This window comes from Actinoallomurus acaciae (assembly GCF_042429965.1).
Lineage (GTDB): Bacteria > Actinomycetota > Actinomycetes > Streptosporangiales > Streptosporangiaceae > Actinoallomurus > Actinoallomurus acaciae.
In genome coordinates this window covers 13083-24968 of the sequence record NZ_JBHLZP010000217.1, presented here as the reverse complement: position 1 = coordinate 24968, position 11886 = coordinate 13083, and the positions used below count along the sequence as shown (strand labels likewise).

Below are 11886 nucleotides of genomic sequence, written 5' to 3'. Positions count from 1 at the left end.
GTCCACGCCCTGCTCGGCCTGCTCGACGACCGTGTCGCCGCCGAGGCCCTGACCACGCTCACCACGGTCACGCTCGACGCGGCGCTGCGGGTCGCGATCGAGCGGATCTCGGCGGAGCGCGAGGGCCCGCTCCCGACCCGGTTCGCGATCGTGGCGATGGGCCGGTACGGCGGGTACGAGCTGGGCTACGGCAGCGACGCGGACGTCATGTTCGTGCACGACCCCCTGCCCGGCGCCGACGAGCGCGAGGCCTCGTCCGTCGCGCACGCGGTCGCCGAGGAGCTCCGCCGGCTGCTCGCCCTGCCCGCGCCCGACCCGCCCTTGGCGATCGACCCCGGGCTGCGGCCGGAGGGACGGCAGGGGCCCCTCGTCCGCACCCTCGACTCGTACGCCTCCTACTACCGCCGCTGGTCGGCGCCATGGGAGAGCCAGGCCCTGCTGCGCGCCGTGCCGTTGATCGGCGACGAGGGGCTCCGTGAGCGCTTCCAGGCGCTGATCGACCCGGTGCGGTGGCCGGAGAACGGCATCGACGAGACGGCGCTGCGGGAGATCCGCCGGCTCAAGGCCCGCATGGAGGCCGAACGCCTGCCGCGCGGCGTCGACCGGCGGCTGCACACCAAACTGGGCCCCGGCGGCCTGTCCGACGTGGAGTGGGTGGCGCAGCTGCTGCAACTCCAGCACGCGCACGACGTGCCCGGCCTGCGTACGACCCGGACGCTCGCCGCCCTCGACGCCGCCGTGGAGGCGGACCTGCTCGCCCCCGACGACGCCGAGATCCTGACCGACGCCTGGCGCATGGCCACCCGGATCCGCAACGCGATCATGCTCGTCCGCGGGCGGGCGTCGGACCTGCTGCCGACCGAGCACCACCGCGAGCGCTCGGCGGTGACCAGAGTGCTCGGCTACCCGGCCTCCGGCGCCTTGCTGGAGGACTACCGGCGCCACGCCCGCCACGCCCGTAAGGTGGTCGAGCGCGTTTTCTACGGAGATACCGCGAACACCTGAGCCTTAGGGGACGAATGCTGACTGTCGGATATCGGTGGTCGGGCGTGGCCAAGGCCGGCATCCTCGCGATGCTGCCGCCGCTGGCGGCCGGGTACGCCGCGTACGCCGTGCTCGACGACGGGCCGCTGATCAGCACGCCGTTCCTGGTCGCCTTCGTGTTCGTGGCGCTCGTCTTCGTGCCGCTGTTCCTGCGCGCCGTCGTACGCGCGCTGCGCGGCGCCCCGCTCCTCACGATCAGCGAGGACGGGGTCACGCTGCACTCGGCGCGGGTCGGCCTGCCCTGGTCGAACGTTGCCGAGGTCCGGGTCGAGCGCCGACCCGGCCGCGCGGAACTGCTGGTGTTCGTGCCGGTGGACGCGGGTCAGGTGGAGACCGCGCACCGCGGAACGGCACGGTGGTTCGCCCGCAGCGGCAGCTCACGGGTCGGCGGCCCGATCTTCGTCCGCGCCGACCAGCTGACGCTTCCGCTGGAGGAGGTCCTCGCGGCCGTCCGCCGCTCGACGTCCGCCCCCGTACGCCACCGCGAACTCCTGCGGAACGGCCCGCCCGGCCACTGACCCTCCGGACGTGGTGGGAGGTTGGCCGGATGCTGCCCCTTCGGTGTGGTGTGGTTCGGTTGCGTCTTGGCGGGTGGCGGGCTGGCTGGCTGGGGGCTGACCCTTCGGGGACGGAGTGGTTCGGGCGTGTCTCGGTGGGGGCGGGCCGGCTGGACGCTGGCCTCCCGGGTACGGCTTGGTCCGGTTGCGTTTTGGTGGGTTGGCTGGGCGCTGGCTTCTCGGGTGCGGCTTGGTGTGGGCGTTGTCTCGGTGGGTGGCAGGTCGGCCCGGCGCTGACCCCTCGGTCCGGCCGCGTCTCGGCGGGTGCTCGGCCCCCGTCGCCTGGGTTTCTCAGCCGGTGCGGGCGAAGCGGCGGGCGGCGATCGTCAGCGCAAGGGCCGTGAACGCCGCGACCACGGCGAGTTCGAGCACCGGCGAGGGGCGCAAACCGGCCCAGACAACCGGCTCGAACAGCTCCGACGCCCTCGGGGACGGCCGGTAGGCGGTGATGGTGCGTCGCATCGCGTCCACCGCGTACGTCAGCGGGTCGGCCGGCGTCAGCCATGCCATCCAGGCGGGCATCGCCGCGACCGGGAACATCAGGCCGGACAGGAAGATCAGCGGCGTCATCAGCACACTCAGCACCGTGGTGAACGTACGGGCGCGGCGGATGACGACCGCGACCACCGCGCCGAGCACCGTCATGGCGAGCGCGGTCAGCGCCAGCTCGGCCAGCAGCAGCGCGAACAGCGCCGGATCGTACGGGATGTGGATCAGCCCCGCGCCCGCGAGCACGACCGTGCCCTGGCAGGTGGCGACGGTCGCGCCGCCGAGGCACTTGCCGGCCAGCAGCGTGCCGCGGCGGACCGGCGCGACGAGCATCTCGCGCAGGAAGCCGGACTCCCGGTCCCAGACGATCGACGCGCCGACGGAGATCGCGGCGGGCTGCGCGGCCATGACGAGTACCCCCGGAAACAGGAACGTGAGATAGTCCCGGGCCGAACCGCCTCCGGCGCCGGCGAACAGCCGTCCGAGCCCGACCCCCAGCACGAACAGGAACAACAACGGCTGAAGGAGGGCGACGAACGTGCCGGTACGGTCACGGACGAAGTGCAGCATCTCTCGCCGCCAGACCATCCGCGCGGCCCGCAACTCGGCGCCGAGCCGCCCGGGCCCGGCACCGGCCGCCTCGTACCGCGCGTGAGCGGCATGCGTCATGAGCACCGCCCGGGCCGTAGGGGCGGACACCGCACGACGACGCGCGCAGGAGTCATGAGGGTCATACCTTTCAGGAGAGTGCCCGCCCGGTCGCGCCACGACCGCCACGTGGTGGAGCAGCGGTTCATGAGGTCGCGGAGGGATGGCGGGGCCGTCTGTCGGCTGGTAGATGTGCGGCCAGAGTGCGATTCGTTTGGTCGAGGTGTTTCTGTCGTGGATGAGGCGTGGTGGATTACCTGTGGGTTCGTCGATGTGTGGTCGTGGTGGACCGGGTGCGCGGCGGGTCGGTCATCGCGGGTCGGTCGTCGGGTCGTCGCGGATGCGGTGGCCGGTGTGGTGGAGGAAGACGTCGTCCAGGCTCGGGCGGGTGACCGTCACCTCGTAGACCGGGACGTCCAGGCCCGCGCACAGGCGGGGGACCAGCCGGGCGCCGTCGTCGGCCTCGACCCGTACGCCGTGCGGGCCCGTGACGGCCGTCACTCCGAACCTCGTGCGCAACGTGGTCGCGGCCGCCTCGTCGTCGGCGGTGCGCAGGTCGACGCGGTCGGCGCCCAGGACGGACTTGAGTTCGGCGGGCGTGCCCTGGGCGACGATGCGGCCGTCGTCGATGATGGCGACGCGGTCGCAGCGTTCGGCCTCCTCCAGGTAGTGCGTCGTGAGGAACAGCGTCGTCGCCTCGCGCTCGCGTACCTCGCCGAGGTGGGTCCACAGCCGGGCGCGGGCCTGCGGGTCCAGGCCGATGGTCGGCTCGTCCAGGAACAGCACGCGTGGCCGGTGGAGGAGCCCGCGGGCGATCTCCAGCCGGCGGCGCATGCCGCCGGAGAAGGTGCGGACGAGCGTGTCGTGGCGGGCCACGAGGCCGACGAGGTCGAGCATCGCGTCGACCCGTGCCGACAGCGTCGCCCGGGGCAGGGCGTACAGGTCGGCGTGGAAGCGGAGGTTCTCCTCGGCGGTCAGGTCGCCGTCGAGCGTGGTCTCCTGGAAGACGAGGCCGAGGTCGCGGCGCACGCGGTCCGGCGCGGTCCGCGTGTCGTGGCCGGCGATCTCGATGCGTCCCGCCGTCGGGGTGACCAGCGTGCAGAGCATCGCGATGGTCGTGGTCTTGCCCGCGCCGTTCGGGCCGAGAAAGCCGAACGTCTCGCCCTGCCCGACCGTCAGGTCGATGCCGCGTACCGCCTCCACGCCCGGATAGGACTTGCGCACGCCGACGGCCCGGATCGCCGGTGTGTCCGGCGCCGGGCCCGCGTCGTACGGGGCGAGGGCGGGGTCGCGTGGACCGGACGCGGGTGAGCGTGAGGCGGAGCGCTGCCTGAGCCCGAACACGTGGACGCCTCAGACCCGCCGCGTGATCGCGGTCATCCAGTCGTCCGGCACGACGAACCCGAAGCTCCACCGGTGCCGCGGCGTGGGGTTCACGATGCAGTGCCAGAACAGCCGGCGCGGATCCTGCTCGGCCTTGAAGAAGCGGACCATCCGCGGCGTCTCCCGCAGCGTGACGATCTCGTCCGTGCGGGGGTTCATGTAGCGGAAGAACGACGTGTCGTCCGGCTCGGCGGGCGGCTCGTCGAAGTCGACGACGTACATCCGCCACCCCGGCTGCGTCTCGTTCGTGTGCCACAGCCGGTAGCTGGAGGGCGGGTACCAGAGGCTGCCCGAGAACCGGATCTCGGTGGAGAAGAACTCCTCCAGCGTGCGGATCATGCGGTGCTTGGCCTCGAGGTAGCGGTCGTACCCGGGATGGTCGATGTGCTCGTCGAGGTTGACGAGGTGGAAGTCGCGGCGGGGAGCGCCGGAGCCGAGGGCCGGGTCACGCCAGTGCGCCTTCATCATCGACTCGTGCCAGGCCTGGAACTCCGGGTCCGCCGGGGACAGGTCGGTCGACCGCAGGTCGTCCTCGCGGAAGGTCCGCGCGAACCGGCCGAGGTCGAATGAGGGCGGTTTGATCTTCAGATGGGGGAGCTGGTCGATGACGCCCTTCAGGCCGGGCAGGTCCTCCAGCCGGTATTCGTGGTGGAGCGGCCCGGCGGCGCGATCGGCCTCGGCAGGACGCCGCGCCGTCTTGGGCGGCTCTCCGGAAGCGAAGGTGGAGGAGGCCTCCATCAGGTCGGGCACGTCGAACGAGTACCCGTAGCGTGATCCGAGCCGGACGATCTCCCGCGTGCCGGTGACGGCCTTGAGCTGCTGTTTCAGCTCCGGGGAATCGTAGGCGATCTGGAGGAAGGCGCGGCTGGACTCGACGGACATGAGATGTCTCCTTATCGGCTTATCGGCTGGGAACGGGATCGAGCAGCAGGACGGAGGGGACCTGGTCGGGCCGGGCCAGGCGCAGGAAGTGCATGCCGAAGCCGGACAGGCCGAGCATCAGGCCCGGGAAGAACCCGCCCTCCATGACCCCGTTCTCGGCGTCGTCGAGGTGCCGCCACTGCTCCTGTACCTGGATGTTCGCCTCGAGCCGGAACGCCGGCTCGTCGCGTAGCACCGCGAACCGCAGGAACAGCTCCGCGTTGCCGGTGCGGCCGTGGCACAGCGTGTCGTTCATCAGGCGGGGGAAGCCCCGCATCGTGGCGGCGAGCGCCTGGTGGGCCTCGCGCAGCAGCAGCTCGTCGTCGCCGCCGAGCGCCGCCCAGCTCGCGATGCGGCTCAGCCCGATACCGGCCGCGCCGTTGCACCAGGCGTTGGCGAAGTGCCGGCCGTCGCGCTCGACGCCGCCGGGGCTGGTGCGCAGGTCGTACCAGTCCTGCCGCGCCTCGTCGAAGTGGCGTGCCTCGTACGCGAAGGCGCGCCGCCCGGCGTCGGTGTAGACCGGGTCGTCGATCAGGTTGCCGAGCTGGATCAGGGCCCAGCCGATGCCGGCCGCGCCATGGGAGAAACCGGTGAGGTTCGCCACGGCCTCGCCCGGGTCGATGAGCGGCCAGCTCAGCGTGTCGCCGTCCTCGACCGCGTGCCGCAGCAGCAGGTCCGCGCAGCGCGTGGCGTGTTCGATCCCCTGACCGTCGGTCTCGCGGCCGAGGCCGAGCAGCACCGGGATGAGGCCGGCACAGCCGCTGAGCACGTCGAAGTGGGTGTCCGCGTCGATCGGCCCGGGCAGCTCACGGCTCAGGCGCACGGCGAGTTCGAGCAGGCTCCGGTCCTGCCACAGGTGGTGCAGGTGGGTGAGGACGTAGATGAGCCCGCCGAGGCCCTGGAACGCGCCGGGCCGCCGCCGGTCGGTGTGGGTGACGGCGTGTGACAGGGCGCGCCCGGCGGCACGCCGGAACTCCGGCCGGGGCACCAGGTCGTTGAGGTAGGCCAGGAAGAGCGCGACGCCCGCCGACCCGTGGTAGAGGTCGCCGTCGATGTCCACCTCGGCCATGCCGTCGCCGGTGAGGCCGTACGAGGTCCAGGGCGCGGGCGCCGAGGGGTCGCGGAGCGTTCGGCACAGGCGCTCGCCGATCCGTGTGGCGTACTCCAGCGACGCGGTCACGAACGCCGGGCCGGCGACCTCGCCGGACGACAGGCTGGCCGCGATGTACTGCGTCTGCTGCGCCCGGTTGGCCCGCGACAGCCGCCGGATCCGCTGCGCGGCCCCCTCGATGGGGGAGACCTCCAGCCCGGAGCGCAGGCGTACGGCGTGGTCGTGCACCAGCCACCGGTCGCCGGCCGGCGCGGTGAAGATCGGGATGTCGAGCCGCCACAGGGAGACCAGCTCGCGCTCGGCGAGCGTGCCGTCGGTGTCCCAGGTGCGGGGGAAGGTGGTCACGGTGCCGACGAGCAGGTCGACCTCCAGCGGGTCGACCAGGCACTTGGGATGGCGCGCGGAGATCAGCAGCTGGGAGTAGACCTGGGTGCCCCAGTTGATGAACCGGACCGAGGTGTCCGCGAAGATCTCGCTCACCTCGCGGATCGCGTCGTCCTTCCGCTGCGCGAACCAGGCGTACACCCGCCCGAAACCGTCCATGATCGCGTCGGTGAAGTCGCACGGCTGCATCAGCCGATCGCCGAGGAAGACGCGGTTGGACCCGGCCGGTTCGACGTGCACGCCCGACCGGTGGGTCACCGACGCCCGGAAGCTGAGGCGGTGCTCGTTGACGCGCGGCACCGGGATCGGCATCTCGTACGCCTCACCGCCGGAGTAACCGCTGATCCGCATCTCGGTCGCGGACGTCGTGGTGCGCGGCCACTCGAGGAGCCCGGTCTTGAAGACGGAGTCGAGCAGGGTGCCGGCCGGCCGCGTCTGGCCGACCGGGAGCACGCCGAGGACGGTCTCACAGTCGCACACGTAGGCGTGCCCGTCGGCGATCAGGATGTTCTCGAAGTGCAGGTCGCCGCCGCCGAGGACGTAGAAGACGCCGAGGAGGCCGCCGAGCTCCTCATACACCCGCTCGACCTGCTCGCGGGCGGCCAGGTGGTTGCGGCCGGCGGGGATCAGCGCCTCATAGCCGTACGACGGCCTCGGCAGCACCGGCCGGGTCGAGAACGCGACGACGTCGTCGTCGCGGAGCCTGCGCAGCAGGTCCTGCATCGCGGCCTCGGAGCGGACGCAACGCGGTTTGTAGACGAACGCGCCGGTGCCGCCGCCGCTGAGCGCGACCTCGACGATCGCGACACTGCGCGCGCCCGCGTGGTGGTCGGACAGGCCCAGGCGTACGGAGCGGAACGCGGTGATCTCCTCGCCGAAGAAGGCGGCGCCGATGTCGGCGCGGTCGGCGGCGAGACGGCCGATCAACTCGGCGCCGAACCCGGCGAGCATGCCGGTCACCTCGGCGAGCCACCGGCCGAGGACGGGGAACCGCAGGTAGAAGCGGTGGTAGGCGTCGGCGTCGGCGAAGGTCTCGTCGAGATAGGCGAGGTACTCCTCGCGGGTCGCGGACGCCCGATCGATGCCGGTACGGGCGCAGTGCACGTTCGCGTCGGCCTCCACGGCCCAGGCGAGCGACAGCTCGAAGCGGTCGAGGAGATGCCGCTGGAGGTCGTCGACGAGCCGCTGGTCGAAGAGCCCGGGATGTCGCGCGCGTTCCTCGTCCAGCCGTCGGCCGAGCTCGGCGAGGAACGGCTCACACGCGATCGCGAGCCGACCGTAGTAGACGTCGAACTCCCACCGGCTTCCGCCCGGTACGGCGTCCGCCACCCGACCCGACGGCGCGTCCGCCGGGTGGTGCGGCCGGGCGGTGGAGGGGTGGCGGGGCGGTGCCTCCGCCGGGTGGTCGGGCGGCGTGGGCGAGTAGAGATCGGCCGGAGTCTCTGGCGGGTGCGGGGTCTGGGTGTGCGTAGGGGAATCGACCGGAGCCTCTGGCGGGCCCTGGGGCCGGATGTGTGTAGGGGGATCGGCTGGGGCCTCTGACGGTTGCGGGGTCTGGGGGTGTCTAGGGGAATCGGCCGGGGCCTCTGGCGGGCGCCGGGGCCGGTTGTGCGTATGGCTACCGGCTGGGGTCTCTGGCAGGCACTGGGATCGGGTGTGCGTATGGGGATCGGTTGGGGTCTCCGGCGGTTGCGGGGTCTGGGCATGTGTAGGGGAATCGGGCGGGGTCTCTGGCCGGTGCGGGGTCTGGGTGTGCGTATGGAGATCGATCGGCGCTTCTGGTGGCTCGAGGGATCGGGGTGAGTGGGAATCGGCTGGGGTCTCTGACGGGTGCTGTGACCCTTTGTGCGTATGGGGATTGGTCGGCGCTTCTGATCGGCCGAGGGACCGGATGCGTGAGTGGGAGTCGGGCGGGGCCACTGACGGGTGCTGCGAATGGGAGTCGGTCGGCGCTCCTGGTGGGGCGAGGGACCGGGTGCGTGAGTGGGGATCGGGCGAGGGCTCTGGTGGATGGGTCGGTCGAGTGGGGGAGGACGGCGGGGTGTGGGGTGCCGACGGGGCAGGGGTGACGGGAGTGGCGACGGGAGTGGCGGCGGGAGGCCAGGGCGCCCGTGGGCGGGCGAAGCCGCGCAGGGCCGCGCGATAGACGGGGAGCCACGACGCGTGGACGTCCCCGAACGCCTTTCGTATCTCCTCGCCGGCGTCCGCCAGGCCGAGCTCGTGGTGGCGGTAGACGGTCAGTACGGTGGCGATCTCGTGTTTGGTGGCTTCGCGCTGAGAGCGTTCGCCCGTGCCGGTCCCGTACGCGCTGATATCGCCCATGGCGGCCTGAGACGCGGTCGCTCCGGCCGTGTCCGCACCGTTCGCGCCTGCGCTGGGCACGTTTGCGCTGGGCACGCTTGTGCCGGGTCCGCTGGTGCGGGGCTCGTCTGCGCCGGGCCCGGTTGCGCGGGGCCTGTTTGCGCTGGGCTCGTTTGTGCGGGGCGTGGTTGCGCGGGGTCCGCTTGTGCGGGGCTCGTTTGCGCCCGGTCCGGTTGCGCCCGGTCCGGTTGCGCCCGGTCCGGTTGCGTGGGGTCCGTTGGCGTGGGGTCCGGTGGCGTGGGGCTCGTTTGCGCCGGGCCCGGATGTGCGGGGTCCGGTTGCGCTGGGCCTGGTTGCGCGGAAGCCGGTCGCGTCGGGCTCGGTTGCGTGGGGCTCGGTTGCGCGGGGTGCGCCTCTGGCGTTCGTGTGGAGTCTGGTGGTGAGTTTGGTCGCCAGGCGGTCGATCTTCCATGTGTCGAAGGCGGGAAGGACGCCGGGCGTCGCCGCCGTGCCCGAGGCGCGCAGGGTGGTGACGACCTGTGTGCGCTCGGACAGGTTGGCGGCGCGGGCGGCGATGTCGAGGAAGGAATGGTCGCTCATGGGGAGAAGCCGCTCCTGCGATCGCGAGGAACGGTGGGCCGGCGCCGGCCGGCCCACCGCGGGGTGTGGGCCCCTCTGTCGCTTACTTGGTGGTGCCGTCGCAGACCGCCGTGATCGGCCCCCAGCTGCAGCTCGTCCGGCAGGCGTAGATCTCCATCGCGGCGACGCCCTCGGTCCAGAAATCGAGTGACTTCTGGTCCGGCTGCTCGATGGGAGCGGGCAGCGAGGAGCCGGACAGGCCGAAGGCCGCGGGATCGGCCAGGAGCTCGGTACGGAACTCGCTGTCGACGACGGCCTGGAGCGTCATGGTCTCGGACACGGATACCTCCTGTGTGGGCGTGGACTACTGGTTCTTCTCGGCGACGAGCCGGATGCCGATCTGCCGCTCGACGTTCTTCAGCTCTCGGATGGCGGCCGCCATGTTGTCACTGTCGTTCTGCCAGCGAACCAACTCCTTTTCGTCCGGGGACAGCCCGCTTTCTCTCCAAATGGACTCGAGCCACGCCTTTGTGGCATGAGGCTGAATTTCGGTCATGGGAGTGGTTCGGGAAAGAATGGGTTCTTCGTGCAGTGTGAGCGCGCGGGTGAGAACTTCGCGCAGCCTTCCGTCCGGAGGTAGCAGCGAGCAAAAGATCATCAATAGCTGAACCTGCCGGATCGCATCCACACCCGGATACAGCGTCGGACCTTTGGCGCTCATGAGAACCCTTTCTTTGTCGGCGTTCCCAACGTAGGAAGGGGTTCTTTCAGTCCGCTTACAGTTCGCCTTCAGGTGGCGTTGACGAAAGCCGGGGGTCGTCGCGCAGGATCGCGGTGTGCAGGTCGCGTACCTCCGGGCCCGGGCAGACGCCGAGACGATGGCGCAGCGACGCGCTGACCTGGCCGTACGCCTCGAGTGCCTCAGCCGGTCGGCCGCAGCGGTACAGGGCGACCATCAGCTGGCCCCAGAAGCGCTCGTGGAAGGGGTGCTTGCCGGTCAGCGCCCGCAGCTCGCCGACCAGGCGGTCGTGCCGGCCGAGTGCGAGGTCGACCTCGTGGCGTCGCTCCAGGGTGCGCAGATGCTCCTCGACCAGGCTGGGGACGACGTCGCGGTGCAGGGATTCGGACCGTAGGTCGGACAGGACCGGGCCGCGCCACAGGTCCAGTGCCGCGGTGAGCCCGGCGGACTCGGCGGCCAGGTCGCCACGTCGCCCGGCCGTACGCGCCTCGGCGACCATCGTGCGAAAGCGGATCAGGTCGAGCCCACCGGCGTCGACCTCGATGCCGTACCCGGCCGGGGAAGTGTTGATCAGCCCGGACCCGCCGCCGGCGTGGCGATCGAGCGTCTGCCGCAGCCGCGTGACGTACGTGTGCAGCGCCCCGCGAGGGCAACGGGGAGGGTCACCGCACCAGAGGCGGTCGGTGAGCTCCTCGATCGGCACGGTCTGGTTCGCGCTGAGCAGCAGGGTGGCGAGGAGCGTCCGCTGTTTTCCCGCCGCGACGGGCACCCGCCGGGTGCCGGCGGAGACCTCGAGCGGACCGAGGATGCGGAAATCTAGACCATGCACGACTGAACTCCAGACTCGCTTGTCTTACCGCGATCCGGCTTCTTGGGCCGACGACGGGGGAACTCGCCGAAATCATTTGATTTATGGTCAACTCGGGCTTTCTGTGTTCACGGCCGTGAGGGAGCGTCCGTGGCACTTCTGTGTCACCGGTTTCGGGCTCGTACGATACAGCTCAGGACGTTGAGGGACAATCACGATCAATGGGCGATGGCCTGGGAAGACGGCGTCAGGCGAGCCCTTTCTCCCGGATGAGAGCCACGGCGGATATCGGCGTTCCGTTTTCACGCGTGTGACCGAGGGTGATCGGCGGCTTCGCTGCGATTTCCCTGAGCCTTTAAAAGTGGATTAGTGGCGATATTTTGCCCGGTGGAGGGGAGGGAGCGGGAGGAAGGGGAGACGGAGAGGTGAGGTCAAGGGAGACTGTGGTGGAGACAGAGGTGACCTGGAAGTCTGGCGGGCCCCCTTGAGGCGCTGAGCGACCGGCGCGTATGCGGAGTCTCGGAGCCGGCCCTCGCCGGACGGCCGGACGGCCGGACCGCTGGTTCGCCGATTCGCCGACCGCCGGACCGCCGACCGCTGGTTCGCCGGACTGCCGACCGCCGACCGTCGAACCGCCGACCGTCGAACCGCCGACCGTCGAACCGCCGACCGTCGAACCGCCGAACGTCGAACCGCCGAACGTCGAACCGCCGAACGTCGACCACCGGCTTGCCGACCGCCGACCGCCGACCGCCGCCGCCGGACCGCCGGCCGTCGGCTCAGCGCTCAGCGTCTGGGCCGGGGTCGCGGGCGTGGCCGCGATCGCCGGACCCACCTCAGCCGGGTGTTGGTGGGTGTGGGCGGGTTTGGCTCGGGCCTTGGGCCTGTGCGTGAGGGGTGTTGGTGGGCGTGGGTGGATTCG

The 11886-nt window shown here is 71.3% G+C and carries 10 protein-coding genes; 3 read left to right on the top strand and 7 right to left on the bottom strand.

Features of this window, described 5'->3' with window-relative positions; all coding sequences use genetic code 11:
* The coding region (locus ACFFNX_RS26145; protein WP_378207607.1) for a [protein-PII] uridylyltransferase family protein at window positions 1-1005 on the top strand (1005 nt) is incomplete at its 5' end.
* 14 nt (window positions 1006-1019) lie between these two features.
* Window positions 1020-1562, top strand: a complete 543-nt coding sequence (locus tag ACFFNX_RS26140) for a hypothetical protein (protein WP_378207604.1) — start codon at window positions 1020-1022, stop codon at window positions 1560-1562.
* A gap of 330 nt (window positions 1563-1892) precedes the next feature.
* On the opposite strand, the gene ACFFNX_RS26135 is transcribed toward ACFFNX_RS26140, so the two are convergent.
* The 4 genes from ACFFNX_RS26135 to ACFFNX_RS26120 all read right to left on the bottom strand — a co-directional run bounded on the left by ACFFNX_RS26135 (window position 1893) and on the right by ACFFNX_RS26120 (window position 7866).
* Window positions 1893-2759, bottom strand: coding sequence for an ABC transporter permease (locus ACFFNX_RS26135; protein WP_378207616.1), 867 nt, complete (start codon window positions 2757-2759; stop codon window positions 1893-1895).
* A 288-nt stretch (window positions 2760-3047) separates the two neighbouring features.
* The gene (locus tag ACFFNX_RS26130) at window positions 3048-4082 is read right to left on the bottom strand and encodes an ABC transporter ATP-binding protein (protein ID WP_378207601.1); all 1035 of its coding nucleotides are present in this window, start codon (window positions 4080-4082) and stop codon (window positions 3048-3050) included.
* Window positions 4083-4091: 9 nt separating this feature from the next.
* Window positions 4092-5003 carry a Nif11-like leader peptide family natural product precursor gene (locus ACFFNX_RS26125; RefSeq protein ID WP_378207598.1) on the bottom strand — a complete coding sequence of 304 codons (912 nt, stop codon included), beginning with the start codon at window positions 5001-5003 and terminating at the stop codon, window positions 4092-4094.
* Between the two features lie 19 nt (window positions 5004-5022).
* The gene (locus tag ACFFNX_RS26120; RefSeq protein WP_378207595.1) at window positions 5023-7866 is read right to left on the bottom strand and encodes a type 2 lanthipeptide synthetase LanM family protein; all 2844 of its coding nucleotides are present in this window, start codon (window positions 7864-7866) and stop codon (window positions 5023-5025) included.
* Window positions 7867-8906: 1040 nt separating this feature from the next.
* On the opposite strand from ACFFNX_RS26120, the gene ACFFNX_RS26115 reads away from it, so the two are divergent.
* A complete protein-coding gene (locus ACFFNX_RS26115) occupies window positions 8907-9281 on the top strand; it encodes a pentapeptide repeat-containing protein (protein ID WP_378207613.1) in 375 nt (124 codons plus the stop codon).
* A 239-nt stretch (window positions 9282-9520) separates the two neighbouring features.
* Here the strand turns inward: ACFFNX_RS26115 and ACFFNX_RS26110 are convergent, their stop codons facing one another.
* The 3 genes from ACFFNX_RS26110 to ACFFNX_RS26100 are packed head-to-tail and all read right to left on the bottom strand — an operon-like array spanning window position 9521 to window position 10985.
* Complete coding sequence (locus tag ACFFNX_RS26110) at window positions 9521-9757, bottom strand: cinnamycin family lantibiotic (RefSeq protein ID WP_378207592.1); 237 nt, start codon at window positions 9755-9757, stop codon at window positions 9521-9523.
* A 24-nt stretch (window positions 9758-9781) separates the two neighbouring features.
* Window positions 9782-10138 (bottom strand): DurN family substrate-assisted peptide maturase, encoded by a 357-nt coding sequence (locus tag ACFFNX_RS26105; protein ID WP_378207589.1) that lies wholly within the window; start codon window positions 10136-10138, stop codon window positions 9782-9784.
* A 55-nt stretch (window positions 10139-10193) separates the two neighbouring features.
* The gene (locus tag ACFFNX_RS26100) at window positions 10194-10985 is read right to left on the bottom strand and encodes an AfsR/SARP family transcriptional regulator (protein WP_378207586.1); all 792 of its coding nucleotides are present in this window, start codon (window positions 10983-10985) and stop codon (window positions 10194-10196) included.
* Window positions 10986-11886 lie beyond the last annotated feature (901 nt).